Source organism: Cupriavidus basilensis, assembly GCF_008801925.2.
Taxonomy (GTDB): Bacteria; Pseudomonadota; Gammaproteobacteria; order Burkholderiales; family Burkholderiaceae; genus Cupriavidus; species Cupriavidus basilensis.
This window is the reverse complement of record NZ_CP062803.1, coordinates 277,516-299,188: the sequence shown is the minus strand read 5'-3', so window position 1 is coordinate 299,188 and position 21,673 is coordinate 277,516. Positions and strand designations below refer to the sequence as shown.

The 21,673-nt window shown below is 66.7% G+C and carries 21 protein-coding genes; 11 read left to right on the top strand and 10 right to left on the bottom strand.

The genetic code is table 11. The features are described 5' to 3' along the window. Positions 1–22: 22 nt before the first annotated feature. On the bottom strand, positions 23–502 hold the full coding sequence (locus F7R26_RS01280; RefSeq protein ID WP_150989807.1) for a copper chaperone PCu(A)C: 480 nt from the start codon (positions 500–502) through the stop codon (positions 23–25). 214 nt (positions 503–716) lie between these two features. Here F7R26_RS01280 and F7R26_RS01275 point away from each other — a divergent pair, with 214 nt between their 5' ends. Together F7R26_RS01275 and F7R26_RS01270 are read left to right on the top strand one after the other, a co-directional pair. Further along, positions 717–2,120, top strand: a complete 1,404-nt coding sequence (locus tag F7R26_RS01275; RefSeq protein WP_150989804.1) for an ATP-binding protein — start codon at positions 717–719, stop codon at positions 2,118–2,120. Continuing rightward, on the top strand, positions 2,117–2,740 hold the full coding sequence (locus tag F7R26_RS01270) for a response regulator transcription factor (protein WP_150989801.1): 624 nt from the start codon (positions 2,117–2,119) through the stop codon (positions 2,738–2,740). Before F7R26_RS01275 ends, F7R26_RS01270 begins: the two co-directional genes overlap by 4 nt. Before the next feature lie 23 nt (positions 2,741–2,763). Here F7R26_RS01270 and F7R26_RS01265 read toward each other — a convergent pair whose 3' ends face one another. The 3 genes from F7R26_RS01265 to F7R26_RS01255 all read right to left on the bottom strand — a co-directional run bounded on the left by F7R26_RS01265 (position 2,764) and on the right by F7R26_RS01255 (position 4,071). Further along, the gene (locus tag F7R26_RS01265) at positions 2,764–3,060 is read right to left on the bottom strand and encodes a hypothetical protein (protein WP_150989798.1); all 297 of its coding nucleotides are present in this window, start codon (positions 3,058–3,060) and stop codon (positions 2,764–2,766) included. Between the two features lie 146 nt (positions 3,061–3,206). Further along, a complete protein-coding gene (locus tag F7R26_RS01260; RefSeq protein ID WP_150989795.1) occupies positions 3,207–3,410 on the bottom strand; it encodes a CsbD family protein in 204 nt (67 codons plus the stop codon). Between the two features lie 79 nt (positions 3,411–3,489). Continuing rightward, positions 3,490–4,071: a hypothetical protein gene (locus F7R26_RS01255; RefSeq protein ID WP_150989792.1), complete on the bottom strand. Its 582-nt coding sequence runs from the start codon at positions 4,069–4,071 to the stop codon at positions 3,490–3,492. 256 nt (positions 4,072–4,327) lie between these two features. Here F7R26_RS01255 and F7R26_RS01250 point away from each other — a divergent pair, with 256 nt between their 5' ends. Beyond that, positions 4,328–4,879 carry a YcnI family copper-binding membrane protein gene (locus F7R26_RS01250; RefSeq protein ID WP_206702501.1) on the top strand — a complete coding sequence of 184 codons (552 nt, stop codon included), beginning with the start codon at positions 4,328–4,330 and terminating at the stop codon, positions 4,877–4,879. 88 nt (positions 4,880–4,967) lie between these two features. Here F7R26_RS01250 and hslU read toward each other — a convergent pair whose 3' ends face one another. Beyond that, entirely contained in the window at positions 4,968–6,299 is a 1,332-nt protein-coding gene (hslU, locus tag F7R26_RS01245) for an ATP-dependent protease ATPase subunit HslU (protein WP_150989789.1), read from the bottom strand. A 92-nt stretch (positions 6,300–6,391) separates the two neighbouring features. Then, complete coding sequence (gene hslV / locus F7R26_RS01240; RefSeq protein WP_006162714.1) at positions 6,392–6,928, bottom strand: ATP-dependent protease subunit HslV; 537 nt, start codon at positions 6,926–6,928, stop codon at positions 6,392–6,394. Here hslV and F7R26_RS01235 point away from each other — a divergent pair. Continuing rightward, positions 6,927–7,184 (top strand): hypothetical protein, encoded by a 258-nt coding sequence (locus F7R26_RS01235; RefSeq protein ID WP_150989787.1) that lies wholly within the window; start codon positions 6,927–6,929, stop codon positions 7,182–7,184. The genes hslV and F7R26_RS01235 overlap by 2 nt on opposite strands. On the opposite strand, the gene F7R26_RS01230 is transcribed toward F7R26_RS01235, so the two are convergent. Both F7R26_RS01230 and F7R26_RS01225 read right to left on the bottom strand, forming a co-directional pair. Beyond that, entirely contained in the window at positions 7,172–8,158 is a 987-nt protein-coding gene (locus tag F7R26_RS01230) for a tripartite tricarboxylate transporter substrate-binding protein (RefSeq protein ID WP_150989784.1), read from the bottom strand. The two genes, F7R26_RS01235 and F7R26_RS01230, sit on opposite strands and share 13 nt — an antisense overlap. Positions 8,159–8,486: 328 nt before the next feature. Next, entirely contained in the window at positions 8,487–9,386 is a 900-nt protein-coding gene (locus tag F7R26_RS01225; RefSeq protein WP_150989781.1) for an alpha/beta fold hydrolase, read from the bottom strand. Positions 9,387–9,533: 147 nt separating this feature from the next. Here F7R26_RS01225 and F7R26_RS01220 point away from each other — a divergent pair, with 147 nt between their 5' ends. From F7R26_RS01220 to F7R26_RS01195, 6 genes are all read left to right on the top strand, one after another. Further along, on the top strand, positions 9,534–10,055 hold the full coding sequence (locus F7R26_RS01220) for a Fur family transcriptional regulator (RefSeq protein ID WP_150989778.1): 522 nt from the start codon (positions 9,534–9,536) through the stop codon (positions 10,053–10,055). A gap of 101 nt (positions 10,056–10,156) precedes the next feature. Continuing rightward, positions 10,157–11,254, top strand: coding sequence for a CobW family GTP-binding protein (locus tag F7R26_RS01215; protein WP_150989775.1), 1,098 nt, complete (start codon positions 10,157–10,159; stop codon positions 11,252–11,254). 585 nt (positions 11,255–11,839) lie between these two features. Then, positions 11,840–12,259: an RNA polymerase-binding protein DksA gene (dksA, locus tag F7R26_RS01210; protein ID WP_006164034.1), complete on the top strand. Its 420-nt coding sequence runs from the start codon at positions 11,840–11,842 to the stop codon at positions 12,257–12,259. A gap of 267 nt (positions 12,260–12,526) precedes the next feature. Then, positions 12,527–13,834, top strand: coding sequence for a zinc metallochaperone GTPase ZigA (gene zigA, locus F7R26_RS01205; protein WP_150989772.1), 1,308 nt, complete (start codon positions 12,527–12,529; stop codon positions 13,832–13,834). After that, positions 13,803–14,309, top strand: coding sequence for a hypothetical protein (locus F7R26_RS01200; protein ID WP_241754396.1), 507 nt, complete (start codon positions 13,803–13,805; stop codon positions 14,307–14,309). The genes zigA and F7R26_RS01200 overlap by 32 nt, the downstream gene beginning before the upstream one ends. A 167-nt stretch (positions 14,310–14,476) precedes the next feature. Beyond that, complete coding sequence (locus F7R26_RS01195; protein WP_150989769.1) at positions 14,477–16,630, top strand: TonB-dependent receptor; 2,154 nt, start codon at positions 14,477–14,479, stop codon at positions 16,628–16,630. A 60-nt stretch (positions 16,631–16,690) separates the two neighbouring features. Here the strand turns inward: F7R26_RS01195 and F7R26_RS01190 are convergent, their stop codons facing one another. Then, positions 16,691–17,314 carry a glutathione S-transferase family protein gene (locus F7R26_RS01190; protein ID WP_150989766.1) on the bottom strand — a complete coding sequence of 208 codons (624 nt, stop codon included), beginning with the start codon at positions 17,312–17,314 and terminating at the stop codon, positions 16,691–16,693. A gap of 291 nt (positions 17,315–17,605) precedes the next feature. Here F7R26_RS01190 and F7R26_RS01185 point away from each other — a divergent pair, with 291 nt between their 5' ends. Then, positions 17,606–19,192, top strand: coding sequence for an ABC transporter substrate-binding protein (locus F7R26_RS01185; RefSeq protein ID WP_150989763.1), 1,587 nt, complete (start codon positions 17,606–17,608; stop codon positions 19,190–19,192). Between the two features lie 68 nt (positions 19,193–19,260). Here F7R26_RS01185 and F7R26_RS01180 read toward each other — a convergent pair whose 3' ends face one another. Continuing rightward, positions 19,261–21,669, bottom strand: a complete 2,409-nt coding sequence (locus F7R26_RS01180; protein WP_193692111.1) for a hypothetical protein — start codon at positions 21,667–21,669, stop codon at positions 19,261–19,263. Between the last annotated feature and the right edge of the window lie 4 nt (positions 21,670–21,673).

Below are 21,673 nucleotides of genomic sequence, written 5' to 3'. Positions count from 1 at the left end.
ACGGCTTCAGTGCCGCAGTGCTTCAGTGCTTGTGGTCACCGTGCGCGCCGGCGGCCGGCGCCGTTGCGGTGAGGTCGCGCACTTCGGCGTCGACCTTCTGCTCGATCACCTTGCCGCCCTGCTCGATCTTGAGCGTCAGCGGCACGGTGTCGCCCTTCTTGAGCGGCGCCTTGAGGCCCATCAGCATCACGTGATAGCCGCCCGGCTTGAGCTCGACGTCCTGCATGCGGGGCAGGTCGAGCGCGCCGATGGCGCGCATGCGCATCACGTTGCCATCCATCTTCATCTCATGCACTTCGGCCGTGGCGGCCGCCGGCGTGCTGACGCCGATCAGCTTGGCGGGCTCGTGCGCATGCAGGGTCATGAAGACACCGGTGGCGGTCTGCGCCGGCACGGTGCCGCGCGCCCAGGCGTTGCTGACATCGACCTGGGCAAATGCTGCACTCGAGCACAGCGCGGCGAGCAGGGCGGCGGGCACCGCGGCGAGGAATCTGGCTTGCATCTGGACTATCTCCACTGAGATTCAAAGGACTGCATAAAAAGAACATTAGACCATGACGCCCCTGGCGACGTGAGCCAGGCTGCGCAAATCGAGGAACCGGCCGGTTGGCCACCCGGCAGCGAACCGTTCAGTCTGGCAGCGGCCCCGGCGCCAACCAATGCGGCACGGTGTCGCACGCGGCAGGCCGGGCGCCGGTCGTTGTTAAACTCGCGGCATGGATACCATCGCAGCCGTGCCGCCAGACACGGCCCCCTCCCGCCCCGGCTCCGCCACGAGCATCATCCCGGTCCGCCACAACCTGATGAGCCTGCGCCGCCTGTTCTGGCTGCGCTGGGCGCTGATGGGCGGCCAAGCGGTGCTGCTGGTTTCGTGCGAGGCCGTTGCCGGCGTGATCCTGCCGTACAGCCCCCTGCTGGCGATCCTTTCCCTGCAGGCGGTGTTCAACCTGCTCACCGGCCTGCGCCTGCGCATGCACACCAGCCGCGGCGGGATGCCGAGCGACGCCGAGCTGATGGGCCAGCTGATGGTCGACCTGACGGCGCTGTCGGCCAACCTGTTCTTCACCGGCGGCGCGACCAACCCCTTTGTCTCGTTCTACCTGCCGGGCCTGGCGATCGCCGCCGCCATCCTGCCGTGGCGCAACGTGATCGCGCTCGCCGTCTACGCGATGGCCTGCTACAGCCTGATGCTGATCGAGTATGTGCCGCTGAACCTGCACAACCCGGACAACGCCATCAACTATCACCTGGCCGGCATGTGGCTCAACTTTGTCGCCAGCGCAACCATGATCGCGGTCTTCGTGGCGCGCCTGTCCGGCGTACTGCGCCAGCGCGACGCGGAGCTGAACCTGGCGCGCGAACAGTTGCTGCGCGACGCGCGCATCGAAGCGCTGAACGACCAGGCCGCGGCGGTCGCCCACGAGATCGGCACGCCGCTGGCCACGCTGGCGGTCATCGCCGGCGAGCTGCGCGCCGATGCGGCGGACCCGCGCCTGGCCACCACGCAAGTGTGCGCCTACCTGCCGGACCTGCAGACCATGGAACAACAGCTCGATCTGTGCAAATCGATCCTGGCCCGCCTGCGCGACGACCACGAGACCGCGGCGCCACAGCGCATCGATGCGTGGCTGGACGGTTATGTGGAGCGCTGGCAATTGCGCCACCCCCATGCCAGGCTGGAAGCCAATGCCATTGGCGAAGCCGCGGCCCTGCCGGTGGAGGCCGCGCGCGTGGGGCAGATCCTGACGATCCTGCTGGACAACGCCGCACGCAGCCAGCTGGCCGCGGGGCACGAGCAGATTCCGCTGCGCCTGGCCATCGCGCTGGAGGACAACCGCGCGCTGCCGACGCTGATCTTCCGCGTCACCGACCGCGGCCTGGGCATCCCGAAATCCCAGCGCGCGCGCCTGGGCGAAGCACCGATGACCAGCATGCATGGCGGCCAGGGCATTGGCGTGTACCTGGCGCAAAGCGCGGCCCAGCAGATGGGCGGCCGGCTGGCCTGGCATGACCACCACGAGGGCGGCACCGTGGCCGAGCTGCGCCTGCCCGCACCCTCCCTGGCAGCCTTACCGGCCGCCTCACCGTTTGCCTCACCCCTGACAACGAGCCCGCGATGACCGACGCACGACACGATCCCGCCGCCGATGGCGCACAGCCCGGCGCCAGCGATGCCGCTCCTTTCCTGATCGTCGACGACGATGCCGTGTTCGCGGGCGCCCTGGCACGCGCGCTGACGCGCCGCGGCTACGCGGTGCAGATCGCCCATAACCGCCAGCAGGCGCTGGCGCTGGCCGCGCAAACGCCGTTTGACTACATCACGCTGGACCTGCACCTGAGCGCGCCGCCGGAAGCCGGCAGCACCGCGCCAGCCGAGTCTGGCCTGCAACTGGTCGCGCCGCTGCGCGCGGCGTTGCCCGATGCGCGCATCCTGGTGCTGACGGGCTATGCGAGCATTGCCACTGCGGTGGCCGCGGTCAAGCATGGTGCCGATGAGTACCTGGCCAAGCCGGCCAATGTGGATTCGATCCTGACGGCGCTGATGGCCGGGGTATCGGAAGACGCGGCCGAAGCCGCCATGGAAGAGCCGGTGCCGCTATCGGTGGCCCGGCTGGAGTGGGAGCACATCCAGCGCGTCCTGTCCGAACACGAGGGCAACATCTCGGCCACCGCGCGCGCGCTCAATATGCATCGGCGCACGCTGCAGCGCAAACTGGGCAAGCGGCCGGTATCGCGCTAGGCGTTCGCCGCGAATCCGCAAGTTCAGAGGCGCAACTGCACGTAGTCCCAGTCCAGGTCCTCTTCCCGCCCGGGGGCTTGCTCGGCAATGCGCAGCGCGTCGCTGGCATGACGGTCGGCACGCGAGCCGAGATCGCCGGCCTGCACGGCCAGCTCCACCGCGGCTTGCGGCGTGGTGCCGGCCAGGACGGCGGGCTTCGCCACCACCGGCGCAATCGCCTGGCGATGTACGGGCGCGGCCTCCGGGCGCACACAGAGAAAGACAGTGGCCGCGGCAAGGCCGCACAGTACGCCGAACGAGGACAGTAGCTCGCGTTTCATTTCGTTTCTCCTGCCAGGTTGGTGGTTGGGGATGCGGGCGCTAACCGGCCGGCTACGATCCTTCGATCGTGCCGGCCGCCACTTTGGCATTGCATCGCAACACGCACCAGCGTGCTTACGAATGCTTACCTGTCTTACGCTTCTCTTTACCAGCGTGAATCACGCTCCCACGCTTTCATTTCCTCTTCCACGCGCTCCTTGGTGTAGCCATAGCGCTCCTGGATCCGGCCGGCAAGCTGATCGCGCTTGCCCTGGATCTGGGTAAGGTCGTCGTCGGTGAGCTGGCCCCACTTTTCCTTGACCTTGCCCTTGGCCTGGTCCCACTTGCCTGCGATCTGATCCCAATTCATGGTCGTTTCCTCTATCGTGGATGGGTGACGTGCCGACTCGGCGTGCTGGCTCAACCTGCTGAGCCAGCGCACAGGCAAGTTACTTGGCGTACTTGGTCTTCACTTCAGCCTGGCACTTGTCCTTGGCGTCGCCGGACAGTGCGTCGCACTTTTGCTTGTCAGCCTTGTAGGCGGCGTCCATGGTGTCCTTCTTGGCGTCGGCGCGCGCTTCGGCGACGTCGGTGCTGGTGCCGGTGGCGGCAGCTTTCTCGACCTTGGCCGAACCCAAGGCCCGCTCGTGGGCAAGCTTGGCTTCCTTCACGCACACATCCTTGTCATTGCCCTTAGCGTCGTCACATTTTTCCTTGGCCACGCTGTAGTCGGCATCGGCCTTGACCTTGTCCGCCTTAGCGCGCGCCTTGGCCGTGCCATCGCGGGTCGCTTCGGCGTTAGCCTTGGCCACGTCCTCGTCGCGCTTGGCTTCCTTCACGCACACGTCCTTGGCGTTGTCCTTGAGGCTGTCGCACTGGGCGCGCGCGGCCTTGTAGTTGGCGCTGGCAGCCTTCACGGCCGCGTCGTAGTCCGCTTTGGAACCCGCGGGTGCCGCATGCGCCAGCGTGAAGGCGGCAGGGCCGGCAAACATCATCGAACACACTGCTGCGCTCAGCCATTTCTTCATCATGTCGTGCTCCTTTTTCAGTGGCGGATATTGTGGAGGGCGGTCTCGCTCCTGGCCTATGCCGGGTGCGATCCGCGTTTGCCCACACCGTATGTACAGAGTACGCATGCGCGCCGCCTGCAATCAGGCGTGACGCTCCGAAAGCCGCGTAAGACAATTCCGACATGACTTCCCGGGGCACACAATGCCTGCGGCCCTGCGCCGCAGGGCCGCGGGCGTCCTTCGGCGCTAGACTGACGCGCTTCCCAGGAGAATCCACATGACCGCATCCCGCCTGCTGCCCGCAGTGACCATCGCGCTGGCCTCGCTTGGCGCAAGCTGGACGCCCGCCGCGTTCGCGCACATCGTGTTCGAGCAAAAGGCCGCGACGGCAGGCAGCTACTTCAAAGGCGCGCTGATGGTGGGCCATGGCTGCAACGGCAGCGCCACCCGCGCCATCACCGTGACCATCCCGGAAAGCGTGCAAGGCGCCCATCCGCAGCCCAAGGCAGGCTGGCAACTGGAAGTGAAACGCGCGCCGCTGGCCAAGCCCTACACCTCGCACGGCAAGACCGTGAGCGAGGACGTGCGCACGCTGCGCTGGTTTGCCGGCTCGCTGGCCGACGCGCATTTCGATGAGTTCGTGATGCTGATGAAGCTGCCCGAGCAGACCGGCAAGCTGTATTTCCCGGTGGTGCAGGAATGCGAGGACGGCCGCACCGAATGGACGCAGATCCCTGCGGATGGCCAGAGCCTGCGCGAGCTGAAGACGCCGGCGGCAGAGCTGGAGCTGACAGCGCCAATGCCGGCTGGGCATGCGCACGCGCACTGAGCGGGCGTATTGCAAAACGACAAAGGGCGCACCGAAGTGCGCCCTTTGTCGTTGGATGCCGCTGGATGCCGCTGAACCGGTCTAAGGCTTACAGCACGTAGCGCGACAGGTCTTCGTTGCCGGCCAGGTCGCCCAGGCGCTCATCCACATAGGCCGCGTCAATGGTGACCGTCTCGCCCGATGACTTGGTGGCATGGAAGGACAGGTCCTCCAGCAGCCGCTCCATCACCGTGTACAAGCGGCGCGCGCCGATGTTCTCGACCTTCTCGTTGACCGAAAAAGCGATCTCTGCCAGGCGGCGGATGCCATCCGGCGCGAACACCAGCTGCACCTGCTCGGTGTTCAGCAGCGCCTGGTATTGCTTGGTCAGGCTGGCGTCGGTCTGCGTCAGGATGGCCTCGAAGTCGGAGACCGACAGCGATTCCAGCTCGACGCGGATCGGGAAGCGGCCTTGCAGCTCGGGGATCAGGTCGCTCGGCTTGGACAGGTGGAAGGCGCCCGAGGCAATGAACAGGATGTGATCTGTCTTGATCATGCCGTACTTGGTATTCACCGTGGTGCCCTCGACCAGCGGCAGCAGGTCGCGCTGCACGCCCTGACGCGACACTTCCGCGCCGCCCACGTCGCTGCGGCTGGCGATCTTGTCGATCTCGTCCAGGAACACGATGCCGTTCTGCTCGACGTTGGCGACAGCCTTGTGCTTGACCTCTTCGTCATTGAGCAGCTTGGCGGCTTCTTCGTCGATCAGCAGCTTGAAGGCTTCGTGCACCTTCATCTTGCGGCGCGCCTTCTTGCCCTGGCCCAGGCCGGCGAACATGGTGCGGATCTGCTCGGTCATGTCTTCCATGCCCGGAGGACCCATGATGTCCATGTTCGGCGAGCCGGCGGCAACCTCAAGCTCGATCTCCTTGTCGTCGAGCTGGCCTTCGCGCAGCTTCTTGCGGAACACCTGGCGCGTATTGGAATCCTTTTCCTCGGGCTGATTGAAGCCGATATCGCGCGGCGGCGGCAGCAGCACGTCGAGCAGGCGGTCCTCGGCGGCTTCCTCGGCCTTGGCGCGCACCTTCTTCATTTCGGATTCGCGCGCCTGCTTGACCGCCATCTCCGCGAGGTCGCGCACGATGGTGTCCACGTCGCGGCCGACATAGCCCACCTCGGTGAACTTGGTGGCCTCGATCTTGATGAACGGCGCATCGGCCAGCTTGGCCAGGCGACGCGCGATCTCGGTCTTGCCGACGCCGGTCGGCCCGATCATCAGGATGTTCTTGGGCGTGATTTCCTGGCGCAGGGGTTCTTCCACCTGCTGGCGGCGCCAGCGATTGCGCAGCGCAACCGCTACCGCCTTCTTGGCCTTGTTCTGGCCGATGATGTGCTTGTCGAGTTCGGAAACAATTTCCGACGGGGTCATGGTATGCGACATGGTATCCGTTCAGAGGAAGACGACGGACCGGAGCGGTGCTGCATCCGGGCCCAGGCGGCCGCGCGTCAGGTCATTGCGCGGCCGGCCGACGCTCATTCCAGCGTCTCGATGACGAAATTGGTATTGGTGTAGATGCAGAGCTCGCCGGCAATGCCCAGCGACTTCTCGACGATGTCCTTGGGCGAAAGCTCGGTGTTCTCCACCAGCGCCTTGGCGGCCGACTGGGCATAAGCGCCGCCTGAGCCGATCGCGGCCACGCCGCCTTCGGGGTCGAGCACGTCGCCGTTGCCGGTGATCACCAGCGTGGTGTCGCGGTCGGCGGTGATCAGCATGGCCTCGAGCCGGCGCAGCGCGCGATCCGAGCGCCAGTCCTTGGCGAGGTCGACGGCGGCGCGGGTCAGGTTGCCCTGGTACTTCTCCAGCTTGGCCTCGAAACGGTCGAGCAGCGAGAAGGCATCGGCGGTGCTGCCGGCGAAGCCAACCAGTACCTTGCCGTTGTAGATGCGGCGGACCTTGCGGGCAGTGCCCTTCATCACAATATTGCCGAGTGTGACCTGGCCGTCACCGCCAACCGCAACCTGGTTGCCGCGCCGGACGCTGACGATGGTAGTGCCGTGATACTGTTCCATGATGGCTTCGCGAGAATATGTCAGGGAGGTAGGTGGCGACGGCTGCGGTGAATTCAAGGGCCGCCGCAAGCGGCTCTGCGTACGCATCCATTGCCGCACCGAAGGCAACCAGAACAATATAGACGAGGCGGCGTTGGCTGCGCGCGGCCAACGCCGCAGAAAGACAAAAGGCCACGCATTGCGCGTGGCCTTGATCACCATCCGCGGGCGGATGCCAGCGGAGAAGCCGGAGTTTGCGTCCGGTCAGTCTGCGTAGACGCCGGCCTTCTTGATCACCGGGGTCCACTTGCCGATTTCCCCGGCCAGGAAGACCTTCAGCGATTCCGGCGTGGCGCGCTGCGCGGGCACGGCTTCGGCGCCCAGCTCAGCCATCTTGGCGCGGAAGGTGGGGTCCGTCACAGCCTTTTGCAGCGCTGCCGAGAGCTTGTCCACCACCGGCTTGGGCGTGCCCTTGGGCGCGTACATGGCGTGCCAGATCTTCACTTCGACGCCCGGCAGGCCTTGCTCGGCGGCCGTCGGGATGTCCTTGAAGGCTTCCACGCGGCGGCTCTGCATGGCGGCGTACGGCTTGAGCGCGCCCGCCTTTAGCTGGCCAGCGATATTGGTGGTCTGGTCGCACATCAGGTTGACCTGGCCGCCCAGGATATCGGTCAGCGCCGGCGCCGTGCCCTTGTAGGGCACCGTGGTCAGGTCGGTCTGGATCGCGCTCAGGAAGAGCAGGCCGCACAGGTGCGAGGCCGAGCCGATGCCCGCATTGGCCAGCGACAGCTTGCTGGCATTGGCTTTGATATAGGGCAGCAGTTCCTTGAAGCTGGAGGGCGGCAGGTTCTTGTTGCCGACCATCACCATCGGCACGTCGGCGATCTCGCCCACGGTTTCGAAGTCCTTGAGCGGATCGAAGCCGAGGTTGCGGTACAGCGCCGGCGCGGTGGACATGCCGATATGGTGGACCAGGATGGTGTAGCCATCGCCCTTGGCCTGCGCGACCTTCTTGGCGCCGATGGTGCCGCCAGCGCCGCCCAGGTTCTCGATCACCATCGTGGTACCCAGGTGCTTGGACATGATCATGACCAGCTCGCGCGAGACCTTGTCGGTAGGGCCACCCGCGGCAAAAGGCACCACCACCGATACCGGCTTGCTGCCGGGGAATTCCTCTGCTTGCGCGCCCGCATGCACTCCCATCACGCCGACCGTCAGCGCGGCAGCCACAAACTTTGCAACTCGTTTCATGCTATCTCCTGGATACCCTTCTATTCCCGTCCCGACACTGCCCCGGCCGGAGTGGCGCGCCCTGTCGGACACTGCCATTCCTGCGCTGCCGGCCCGATCCGGGCGGCAGCGCCGACCATGACGCGGGCACAGCGCATATGGCCGCGGCGGCTTGGGCCGCGCGACCGGAGCGCAATGCTATCAATGTCGAAAAGTGGCAAATATCCGGAATAACCCGCTAAGACATTTCTTCGCAAAGGCACGCCAAATGTATCGAACTCGACGCAGCTTGCGGGAATCGGTGCTCAACAGGCGAACCCAAGGAGACCAACGGAAGCTCGGCAGAAGATCAACGGAAGAAGCCGAGCATTTCCTCCTGCAGCACCCGGGGCGCCTCCTCCGGGATGTAATGCCCGCAGGGCACCGCGCGGCCGCTGACCTCGCTCGCCACCTCCTGCCACAGCGCCAATGGCTCGAAACAACGCGCCACCACGCCATGCTCGCCCCACAGCACGCGCAGCGGGCAATCCAGCCGGCGGCCATCGGCGCGGTCCGCCCGGTCATGGTCCAGGTCGATGGTGGCTGCCGCGCGGTAGTCCTCGCACATGGCGTGCACGTGGGCCGGATCGCGCATGGCGGCGGTGTAGGCGGCCATCGCCTCGGGCGCGAACGGGCTCAATCCGGCGTGGCGCAGGCCCATCAGCTTGTTGAGGTAGAACTCGGGCTCCGCGTTGATCAGCGTCTCCGGGAACGGCGCCGGCTGGATCAGGAAGAACCAGTGCCAGTAGGCGGTGGCAAATGCCATGCTGGTGCGCTCGTACATGGCCAGCGTGGGAGCGATGTCCAGCAGCATGGCGCGCGTGACCCGGCCGGGATGGTCCGCGATGAGCCGGTGCGCCACGCGCGCGCCGCGGTCATGGGCGCATAGCGCGAAGCGGTCGAAACCCAGCTGCGCCATCACCGCCACCTGGTCCTGCGCCATCGCGCGCTTGCTGTAGGTCTCAAAGCCGGCCTTGCCCGGCGGCGCGCTGCTGCTCCCATAGCCGCGCAGGTCGGTAGCGATCACGGTGAAGTGGTCGGCCAGCGCGGGGGCCACCTTGTGCCAGATCAGGTGGCTTTGGGGATGCCCATGCAGCAGCAACAGCGGCGGCCCGGAGCCGCCGCGCACGCCGGCGATCTCCAGGTCGCCGATATGCAGGCGAAAGGGCTCGAAGTTGGGGAACAGCAGTGCGCTGGCGTCGTTCTGCATGTAGTGTCTCCTCGGGTCTCGGGGGCCTGCTGGCGATAATAGACGCAAACCGCTGGCGCGACGGGGTGCGGGCCGAGGATGGCCGCCAGGGCGCCGAGTCGACGCAACTGAATTGCATCACCCGGGGCGCTATGGTTAAATCGGTCCATGAGCAGCAGCCCCTCCCCCACCCAGGCCATGCCTGGATCCGCCATGCCCCCCGCGCCGGCCATCCTGGACGCCGCCCACGAACGCCTGCGCGAGCTGGGCGCCCGTGTGACCCAGCCGCGCCTTGGCATCCTGGCCTGCCTGATGGAAAGCCATGAGCCGCTGACCCACCAGGCCGTGATCGACCGCATGCCGGCCGATGGCGAAGCGATCGACCGCGTGACCGTGTACCGCGTGCTCGACTGGCTGGTCGAGCAAGGGCTGGCCCAGAAACGGGCCGGCCACGACCGGGTCTTCCGCTTCAGCCTGGTCGAGCATGAGGCCGCCCGCGCGCAGGTGCACCGGCAGCACAGCCACTTCCATTGCAACCGCTGCGACCGCACCTTCTGCCTGGACGGCGTCAGCGCCCCGGCGCAAGCCGCGCCCAAGGTGCCGAGCGGCTTTGCCGTGGAGCATGTGGAGCTGACCGTGAATGGCGTTTGCGCCGAATGCGGCGCACGCACCCCTGGCAAGCATGGCTGAGCGGCGTCACCGCCCGCTCGCCAGATGAACGAACAAGTTACCCAAACCCGACTTATCCCGCGCACGACAGGCCAAAGCGGTATCCCTTCCCGGAGAAAACAATGTCCAAACTGATCCCGGTCACGATCCTGACCGGCTTCCTCGGCAGCGGCAAGACCACCCTGCTCAAGCGCATCCTGAGCGAGCAGCACGGCATGAAGATCGCCGTGATCGAAAACGAGTTCGGCGAAGAGAACATCGACAACGAGATCCTGGTGCAGGATGGCCGCGAGCAGATCGTGCAGATGAGCAACGGCTGCATCTGCTGCACCATCCGCGGCGACCTGGTGGCGGCGCTGTCCCAGCTGATGACCCGCCGCGACGCCGGCGAGATCGATTTCGACCGCGTCGTGATCGAAACCACGGGCGTGGCCAATCCGGGCCCGGTGGCCCAGACCTTCTTCATGGACGACGAGATCGCCCAGCGCTACCTGCTGGACGCCGTGATCACCCTGGTGGACGCCAAGCACGCCAACCAGCAGCTCGACAAGCAGGAAGAAGCGCAGCGCCAGGTTGGCTTTGCCGACGCCATCTTCATCACCAAGGCCGACCTGGTGCCGCAAGGCGAGATCGCCGACCTGCGCCACCGCCTGCTGCACATGAACCCGCGCGCGCCCGTGCGCACAGCGCATTTCGGCGAAGCGCCGATCGACACAATCTTTGACCTTCGGGGCTTCAACCTGAACGAAAAGCTGGAAATCGACCCGGATTTCCTGCGTGCCGAGGCCGAAGAGCACGATCACGACCATGCGCACGAGCACGCTCATGGCGACCACTGCGCCGATGACTGCGGCCATGACCATCATGACCACCACGATCACGGCCATGATCACAAGCATGACCACCACCATCACCACCACCACACCGACCGCATCGGCTCGTTCGTCTTCCGCAGCGAAAAACCCTTCAATTACGCCAAGCTGGAGGAATTCCTGTCTGGCATCCTGTCGGTCTACGGAGAAAGCCTGCTGCGCTACAAAGGCGTACTCTATATGGATGCGGTGGACCGGAAAGTGGTCTTCCAGGGCGTGCATCAGCTGATGGGCAGCGATATCGGCGCAAAGTGGGGCGATGAAACCCCCGGCACCAAAATGGTCTTCATTGGCGTGGACCTCCCCAAGGACGCCATCCTGAAGGGCCTGGCCACCTGCCTGGCCTGAAGCCGACGGGCAGCGCCGCCCGCCCTGCCGCCCCCCCTCGTCGGAGGGGGGCCGGGATATCAGGGAAAACTCCCCGCTTTTCTCCCATATCTCCAAATTTTTTGTTCAAGTACAATAGGCTGGATTTAGTGCGGGTAACGTAGCCTTTTGTCTTTTGGCAATGGGCGATTGGCGATGGCGCCCGCAATGCAGGGCGGCGGTCGTCGTCAGCATGAGGCGGGCTGCCGGCAGGTGCGGTCGCAGTGCTTCATGCGGAGACCGCCCTCCGCTTGGGGCACCCGTCACGCGCCGTCATCGATCGACGCGAGGAGGTGTCCCATGGTAGCCGCAACGAAAACGAAACAAAGCCGCAGCAAAAGCAGCAGCGCTGCGGCCGAGACGCTGAAGGCGCAGTCCATGGAGGCTGCGCCTGCTCCCCGCGGCAGTACGGCGCACGCCGGTGCGGGCGAGGCCAAGGGAGGCACGCACAGCAGCCAGTCTGCAGCCAGCCAGAGCGAAACCTCCGCGCCGCGCAAGCGGCCGGACACTGCACCCGAGCGGACCAAGACGCCGCCGGTCGCACCAACAAGAGAATCAGCAGCAACCATGAGCAGCAATAAACTTCTGACTGAAGCTGAAATCCTGAAGATGGGCGACAAGGATTACATGAACGAAGCGCAGCTCGGCTTCTTCAAACATCGCCTTGAGCAGCTGCGCGACGATATCCTGAAGAACGCCGACCAGACCACCGAGCACCTGCGCGAAACGGTCATCGTGCCGGATCCGGCGGACCGTGCCACCATCGAGGAAGAGCACGCGCTGGAACTGCGCACGCGCGACCGCGAGCGCAAGCTGCTCAAGAAGGTCGAGCAATCGCTGGCCCGCATCGAGTCCGGCGACTACGGCTGGTGCGAGGAAACCGGCGAGCCGATCGGCGTGCCGCGCCTGCTGGCCCGGCCCACCGCCACGCTGTCGCTGGAAGCCCAGCAACGCCGCGAACTGCGCCAGAAGCTGTTCGGCGACTGATTCAGCGACTGCCCGGGGCTTGTCGCCCCGCGCGCCAGACGGCCCGGTTCTCCGGGCCGTTTTGTTTGAGCGGCACGACACCACCGGGCATCGCCTGCCATTCATCTTTCGCCTTTGTGGTGTCACAGGCACGGGCCTATCATTAGGAACGCCGGGATTCGTGCGGCCATCGCGCGCCCCGAATTGCCTGCTTTCCCTCCTGCTTTCTGATACAGTCGCAACTTTGTTGCAATAACGCGCGCCCCAACCCCGGCGCGACTCGATGCCATGGCCAATCGCCTGCCCGTCACCGTGCTGTCCGGATTCCTCGGTGCCGGCAAGACAACCCTGCTCAATCATGTTCTGGCCAACCGCGAAGGCAAGCGGGTGGCCGTGATCGTCAACGACCTGGCCGACGTCAACATCGACGCCCGCCTGCTTGGCGATGGCATGCTGGCGCAGGCTGGCGAGCGCCTGATCGAGCTGACCAATGGCTGCATCTGCTGCACGCTGCGCGAAGACCTGCTGACCGAGATCGGCAAGCTGGCGCGCGAGGGCCGCTTCGATTACCTGCTGGTCGAGTCGACCGGGGTCGCCGAGCCGCTGCCCATCGCGGAAACCTTCACCTTCGAGGATGAGCAAGGCGTGGCGCTGGACACCGTCGCCCGCCTGGATACCATGGTGACGGTAGTCGATGCCGCGCACTTCCTGCAAGACTTCAACGAAGCCGACTTCCTCCAGGACCGTGGCCAGGCGCGCGACGAGGACGACGACCGCACGGTGGTCGACCTGCTGATCGAGCAGGTCGAGTTCTGCGACGTGATCGTGCTCAACAAGCTCGACCTCGTTGGCGAGGCCGAGCGCGAACGCCTCGCCGGCATCCTGCATTCGCTCAACCCGCGCGCGGCCATCGTGCCGGCCAGCTTCGGCAAGGTACCGCTGGAGAGCATCCTCGACACCGGCCGCTTTGACTTCGACGCCGCCGCCGCCGCCCCGGGCTGGCTGGCGGAACTGCGCGGCGAACACGTGCCGGAGAGCGAGGCCTACGGCATCGGCAGCTTCGTCTACCGCCGCCGGCGCCCCTTCCATCCGCAGCGCTTCGCCGACCTGATCCACACCGAGTGGCTGCGCGAGCATGGCAACGTGCTGCGCTCCAAGGGCTTCTTCTGGCTGGCCACGCGCATGCATGCGGCCGGCACCTGGGGCCAGGCAGGCGGCGTATGCCGCCACGGTGGCGCCGGCGCCTGGTGGGCCGCGCTGGATTCGTCCGAATGGCCGCAAGACGAAGCAGGCCGCGCCGAGCTCGAAGCCGATATGACGGTGGATGGCAAACCCGCGCCCTTTGGCGACCGGCGCCAGGAGCTGGTGCTGATCGGCCAGGACCTTGACCGCCCCGCGCTCGAAGCGCTGCTGGACGCCTGCCTGCTGACCGACGCGGAAATGGCTGCCGGCCCGGATGCCTGGGCGCAGTACGCCGACCCGTTCCCGAGCTGGGACGACGGCCTGGACGATGACGGCCACGAGCATGGCGACGACTGTGGTTGCGATGACCACGGCCACGATCATGGCCACGATCACGGCGGGCATGGCCACTGACGCCGTTCGGCCCTGGCAGCGCCTGCAGCGCCGGCGCCAGCGCGGCCTCGGCCTGTGGCCGGCGCTCTGGCTGGCGCTGTGCCTGCTGCTGGCCCAGCATGCCGGGCTGACACACCGCATTCATCACGGCGGGCTGCTCAGCCCGCCGCTGCAGGCTGCCGCCGGCAATGGCGAGGCCGCCCTCGCGATTGCCGGCGCCAACACCAACGACGACGACGATGACGACGAGATCCCGCTCAGCGATAGCGCCCGGGCCGATCCCGACCTGCCGCTCTCGCTCAAGCTAGCGGGGCACTTCTGCGTCTTGTTCGACGGCGCCACGGTGGCCGCCAGCCATTGCGGCACGCCGGTTATGCCGGCGCTCACGCACCTGCAATCGCCGGTGCCGTTCAGCGTGGGCTGGCGCCGGCCCGACCTGCAACACCCCCAGCCTTTCCGCTCGCGCGCCCCTCCGGCCGTTCACGCTCTCGCCTGAACCCCGGGCCGCGGTTGCCATGCCGCCGCCCGCCGCCTGTCGCATCGCGCCACGCGCCCGAACCTTGCCGCCCGCCGCCGTCCCGCGCATTTAGCGCAGGAGGGCGCGCGGCCGGCATCCGGACGCTGGTGCCACGCGCTCGAAAGCATCCAATAACAATGCGAGCCATGTCTTTCCGCCTCCAACAAACCCATATCCTGCGGCGCACGCCGCTCGCCGCCGTGGCGGCCCTGATCGCCTCCGCCTCCGTTTCCACGGGCGTATTCGCGCAAAGCGCCCCGGCAGCATCGACGGCGCCGGCAGCTCCCACCGCCGCCCCCGCCACGCTGCGCGAGGTGGTCATCACGGCCAACCCGCTGGGCAGCGAGCTCACCGACCTGGTGGCGCCGGTCTCCACCCTCGGCGGCGATGCCCTTGTCGTGCGCCAGGGCAGCACGCTGGGCGACACCCTGGACAAGCTGCCCGGCGTGTCCTCCAGCTACTTCGGCCCGAACGCCAGCCGCCCGATCATCCGCGGCCTGGACGGCGACCGCATCAAGGTGCTGCAGAACGGCGGCACCACCGTCGATGCCTCCACGCTGTCCAACGACCACGCCGTGCCAATCGATCCGCTGGTGGCCGAGCGCATTGAAGTGGTGCGCGGCCCGGCCGCGCTGATGTACGGCGGCAACGCCATCGGCGGCGTGGTCAACGTCATCGACAACCGCATCCCGAAGGAGCCGATCCAGGGCATCGGCGGCGCGGTGGAAGCCAGCGCCACCGCCGGCGGCGACAGCGCGCGCAACGCCAGCGGCCTGCTCGAGGCCGGCAATGGCCAGATCGCCATCCATGCCGACGCCTTCGCCCGCAAGACCAGCGACCTGCGCATCCCCGGCTACGCGCGCAGCGCCAGCCTGCGCAACAGCCAGCCGCTGCCGGAAGGCGAAAGCGAGGCCTACGGCCGCCTGCCCAACAGCAACGCGCAGCAGTCGGGCGGCTCGCTGGGCGGCGCTTATACCTGGGCCGACGGCTTTGTCGGCGCCAACTACAGCGAGTACCACAACGAATACGGCACCCCCGCCGAAGACACCGTGCGGCTGCAGATGCGCCAGCAACGTTTCGCGCTCGAGGGCGAAGCGCGCAACCTGGCCGGCAATACCGGCGGCTTCATCGAATCGGTCAAGGGCAAGTTCAGCTACACCGACTACGAGCACAAGGAGATCGAGTCCGGGCAGACCGGCACCATCTTCAAGAACAACGGCTGGGACGCGCGCTTCGAGGCCAGGCACGCGCGCATCGGCAATATGACGGGCGTGATCGGCACCCAGTTTGGCTCGACCCGCTTCTCGGCGCTGGGCGAGGAAGCCTTCGTGCCGAGCACCGACACCGACAACGCCGCCCTGTTCGTCTTCGAGGAAATGCCCCTGAGCGCCGGCGGCGACCTCAAGCTCAACCTGGGCGGGCGCATCGACCACACCAGCGTGAAGGCGCAGGCCAACGGCAACGACCGCTTCTCCGACGCCAGCCGCAGCTTCAACGCCGCCAGCGCCTCCGCTGGCCTGCTCTACAAACTGGCGCCGGCCTGGTCGCTGACCAGCAACCTGGCCTACACGGAGCGCGCCCCGACCTTCTACGAGCTGTACGCCAATGGCCCCCACGTGGCTACCGGTTCGTGGGAGCAAGGCGACCCCAACGCCAACAAGGAACGCGCAACCTCGCTGGACCTGGGCGTCCGCTTCAAGTCGGGCCCGCACAGCGCCGGCCTGTCGGGCTATTACAGCCGCTTCGCGAACTACCTGGCGCTCACCAATACCGGCACCGCGCGCGATGCGGAAGGCGACTTTGTCACGCCCGGCAGCGCCGGCGCATTGCCCGTGATGCAATACATGGGCGTGCCCGCCACGCTGTACGGCTTCGAGGCAGAAGGCAAGGCGCGCGTCGCACAGAAGCTGCTGACCGGCAGCGACACGCTGGACCTGGAGGCCCGCGCGGACTACGTGCACGGCGAGAACCGCAACACCGGCCAGCCGCTGCCGCGCCTGTCCCCGCTGCGCCTGGGCGGCGCGGTGGTGTACGGCGCCGGCCCGTGGGGCGCGCGCGCGGACGTGACCTACGCCGCCCGCCAGACGCGCGTGCCATCCAATGACACGCCCACCGATGCCTACACCTTGCTTGGCGTGTCCATCACGTACAAGTTCAAGATGGCGGGCACCCAGACGCTGGTCTACCTGCGCGGCGACAACCTGACCAACCAGGACGCCCGCAGCGCCACCTCGATCCTGCGCGACATCGCGCCGCTGGCAGGGCGCAGCGTCAAGCTGGGCGTGCGCACGACGTTCTAAGCCGCTGCGCAACTGGCAAGAAACAAGAAACGGGGCGCGTGTTGCGCCCCGTTTCTTGCCTCAGGCAATGCCGTTGCACCCATGGCGCGCAAACCCTTCCCGCGCGCCGAGCCGCTTGAAGTAATCCGCCACCGCCGGATAGTCCGGATGCGGCAACGGCGTGGCGTACCACCGGTTTACCGACAAGCCGATCGGAATATCCGCGAGCGTGAAGCGCTCGCCCGCGACATAGCCGCCCGTCACCGCGAGCCGGCGCTCGAGGATGCCGATATGGCGTGACCAGCTGGCGACGGAGGCCGCGATCTCCCGCTCGTCCCGGTGCAACGGCGATTGCCTGACCAGCGCCATGAAGGCATAGCGCCACGCATTGTTCAGCTCCGTCGCCTGCCAGTCCATCCATTGGTCCACCCGCGCGCGCTCGCGCGCCGCAACCGGGTAGATGGCGCCATTGCCATACTGCGACGCCAGGTAGCGGATGATGGTGTTCGATTCCCAAAGCACAAAGCCGTCGTCGTCGAGCACCGGCACCATCGCGTTTGGATTCAGCGCGAGGAATTCCGCCGTATCGGTGGCGCGGTAGCCCGAGCCCCAGTCCTCGCGCACGAACGGCAAGCCGAGTTCGTCGCAGCACCAGAGCACCTTGCGGACATTGATGGAGGAGGCCTTTCCGAGGATCTTCAGCATGGGCGGGGAGGCGCGCGTGGCGCAAAGAGAATGGCTGCCAATATAAAGCCGGGCTGTCAGGCCGCACAGGCACAGTTGCGCCGGTTTGCGGCCTGACAGTTGATATCCGGCAATCGGACTGCCGGAAGTTTGTGCCACGCGGCAGGGCAAACACCCCGCAAAACCGCACGCCCGCTGTGCATGAGCGCCTCGCCCCGGTGCATCCGGCGCTGCGGGTCTGCCCGCCTTGACATGGATGTCTGCATCTCCTGACAATGCCTGCACAGCATCTTGCCTACCAGGGACCCATCGATGACGATCATCCGCCGCGCCCTTGGCGCCGCAGCACTTGCCACAAGCCTCGCCTGCGCCGCACTCTCTCCAGCCGCTGTTGCTGCCAGCCTCACCATCGGCATGTCGGGGGACATCACCTCGCTGGATCCGCACTATCACAACGTCACGCCCAACGCGAACGTGGCCGAGCATATGTTCGAGGCCCTGATCGCCAAGGACGAGAAGATGCGCTTCAAGCCCGCGCTGGCGCTCTCGTGGAAGCCGGTCGACGACACCACCTGGGAAATCAAGCTGCGCCCCGGCGTGAAGTTCCACGACGGCAGCGAGTTCACCTCGGCCGACGTGGTCTACTCGCTGAACCGCCCCGCCACGGTCAAGAACAGCCCGTCGCCGTACACCATCTACACCAAGGGCTTCAAGGACATCACCGCGGTCGACAAGCTGACCGTGCGCATCACCACCCACGGTCCCTACCCGCTGGTGCCCAATGACCTCTCCACCATCTATATGCTGTCGAAGAAGGTCGCGGAGAACGCCAGCGGCGACGACTTCAACAGCGGCCGCGCGATGGTCGGCACCGGCCCGTACAAGTTCGTCAGCTTCCGCAAGGGCGACCGCATCGAGCTGACGCGCAATGACAGCTACTGGGGCAACAAGCCGGAGTGGGACACCGTATCGCTGCGCATCCTCACCAACGACGCGCCGCGCGTGGCAGCGCTGCTCGCCGGCGACGTGCAGGTCATCGAGAACGTGCCCACCTCGGATATCCGCAAGCTCTCCGCCGATCCCGGCGTGAGCGTGTTCAAGGTGCCGACCTTCCGCATGATGTACCTGCACCTGGACAGCAACCGCGACGTCACCCCCTTCGTCACCGACAAAGCCGGCAAGCCGCTCGCCAGGAACCCGCTCAAGGATGCGCGCGTGCGCGCCGCCATCTCGCACGCCATCTCGCGCCAGGCCATCGTCGACCGCGTGATGGAAGGCGCTGCCGAACCCACCGGGCAGCTCGTGAACGCCACGTTGTTCGGCCATGTGCCGGGCCTCAAGCCCGACACCTTCGACGCCGCGGGCGCCAAGAAGCTGCTGGCGGACGCGGGCTATCCCGACGGCTTCGCGCTCACGCTGCACGCGCCCAACAACCGCTACGTCAACGACGAACAAGTCGCGCAGGCGATTGCCTCCATGCTCGCGCGCGTCGGCATCCAGACCCGGGTTGAAGCCATGCCGTCCGCCACCTTCTTCACGCGCGCCAACAAGCTGGAGTTCTCCTTCATGCTTGCCGGCTGGGGCGCGGACACGGGCGAGGCTGGCTCGTCGCTGAAGTCGCTGCTGGCCACCTACGATCCGGCCAAGGGCTGGGGCGCATCCAATCGCGGGCGCTACAGCAATCCTGCGCTGGATGCCAAGCTGGCCACGGCGCTGACCACCATCGACGATCGCGCGCGCGAGAAGCTGCTGCAGGACGCGACCGAGATCGGGATCAAGGATTACGGCGTGATCCCGCTGTATTTCCAGATCAACGTATGGGCGGCGAAGAAGGGGTACAAGGTGGTGCCGCGCCAGGATGAGCGCACCTACGCATTCGCCATCACCAAAGGCTCCTGAGCGTCAGCCCGTCACCCCGATGACCGGCGCGCCAGCGCGCCGGTCACGCCATCGTCGCGCACCATGCCTCACGCGAAGGTGATGAACTGAGCCGACGACCACACCTTGCCGTCGTCTCGTTCCCGGCCATGGAAGTACACCGGGCGGTGGCCATGGGGCCCGTTCACCGGCTCGACGTCGACCACGCCGCTCACATCCACCGGCAATGCCTTGTCGGTGAGCCGCTCCAGCGCGATAAACAGTTCCGTGCCGCCCAGCTCCAGGCGCAGGCCGTCATTGGCGAGTAGTTCGGCGCCACTGACCTCCCAGCGGAAATCCGGCGCGTGGGCGAAGGGATTGCGCTGCAGCGGATCTCCCACCTTGATGAAGCTGTCGATATGCCCTTCGATCACGATGCGCGCGGCAGCGAGGTTGCTCACGTCGATTTCCACGCTGTCCGCGTCGCCATAGGTATCGCTGCGAAAACCGATGTCGGTCGCGCCTTCGCGCCAGCAGGCTTCTTCCTGATGCTCGAAGCCGTGCCCGCCGAAGCGGTTGATCGTGCCATTGAGAATGCGGATGCGGCCTTGCCAGGCAGCCCAGCGATAGCGGTCGCGGATCCGCGCGCCGCCCCAGCGCACGCGGATCAGGCGCTCGGAGAAGCCCGCCTCCCGATGCAGGTTGCGCTCCCAGATCAAGCCATTGTGATCATAGGCCGCCAGGTACTCCCAGCCGGTCTGGCCGAGGAAGCGATAGTCGAGCCGGGCCGGGCCGCGATGCGAGGCCGGCAACGAGAACGCATCGCCCTGCACGAAGTCGCCGCAGCGCACCAGCAGCGCCGTGTGCTCGCCGGTGCTGGCCCAGGTGTGGCGCGCGCGCAGTGCGCGGCCGATCGCCTGCCGGTCCAGCCGCTCGGCCAGCACGCCGGTCAGCCCGCCGCGCACGCCGAACACCTGCACGCCGGGCGGGCCGCCGCCGGGGCGGCCGCGGTGTTCGTCGCCGCTGGCTGCCACGCCCAACTGGTAGCCGCGCGCCATCACATCGCGGTACAGCCAGTCGAAATGCCCCCAGCTGGAAGCGATTTCCACCAGCCGTTCCAGCTCGGGATGATGCCAGTCGGGGATGTAGCGCCGCCCACCCACGTGCGGCATGATCAGGTGCAGCTCGGGCGCGCCGACATAGGCGTCCCATAGCTCCTCGACTGGCCAGCGCCCCAGCTCGGCCGCGGTGCCCTTCATGTCCTCGTTCCAGACCAGCGTGCGATTGTGTTCGCCGCGGGCGTTGTAGGGAAAATCCGGCGTGCCGTCGCCGAGGAACACAACGTTGTGATCCCCGCCCGCCGTGGAGCTGCCGCACCACTCCTGCACCGGGTAAGCGACAAAGCGGCCGGGCTCATTGAAGGTTTCCACGGCTTCCAGCCCAAGCTGCCAGTTGGCATCGGTGATCTGGAAATCGTTCACGGTGTAGCCGAACACATCGATGCCGCCCACGTCGCGCGCATAGGCCACGTTGTAGGCCGGGCTATTGGTGCCGACCGTGTCGTGCGCATGCACATGCAAGTCGGCGTAGAAGGCGCGCGGCGCATCGGCTGCGTCGAAGACCGTCAGCCACGCCGAGCCCTTGGCAACGCGGGGCGCGTCCGTCAGGGTGGCTTCCAGGCGCAGCGTGCCAGCGCTGGCGGGCAGGTCGTCGATGCCCACCGATGCCCAGCCCGCCTGGGGCACGGGATATTCGCGCTGGTGGACAAGCTCAAAGCCTTGCCACGCGGCAAGGCGTATCGAGCCGCCCGCCGCGGCGCAGATATTGCCCCACCTGTCCATCAGCGAAGCCCTGAGCGGCAACGGCGTGCCCGGCCGGGCAAAGCGCGGCGCCTGCAGCAGGACCTGCGCCGGCTGCCCGGCGTGGATATCGATCACCGCATCGCCCGGCACCGCCACGAAGCGCGAAGTGCCTAGCGGGTCCACATAGAGCCGGAAGCGAAAGCTGTCTTCGATAAAGGTCTGCACGCGCGTGCCGGGCCCGCCGCGGCGCCGGTCGCCAAGGCGGATCAGGATGTGATCGCCGGCATTGAGGTAACCATCGACCACATCGACGATGATCGCTTTCTGGAACGGGCGCTCATGCCCCTTCTGCTCGAAGCGCACGTTGAGCGATTGCACGCTCGCGGGGCTCTGGCCAGGCACAAGCGGCGCGGCCTGGTATTCGGCGCTGATGTAATTGGCGCCGCCCGGGTCGGTGGTCTGGAACAGCGCCCAGTCCGAGTAGAACTTGAACGTCGCCTTGAGCCACGCGCCATCCGCCACGCCGGAGGCACCGACCTCGTAGTCGAGGATGATCTCGGCCCATTCGCCCGCTTCCAGCCGGCTCACGGAGCAGCTCACCCGGCCGGCGAACGGCAGCGCCTTGTTCTGCTCGTACAGGCCAGCGGGCGCGTGATGCGTGCCCAGGCGCTCGCGCAGCGCGGCGTAACGCGCGGCCAGTGTTGTCTTGTCGGTCATTGGG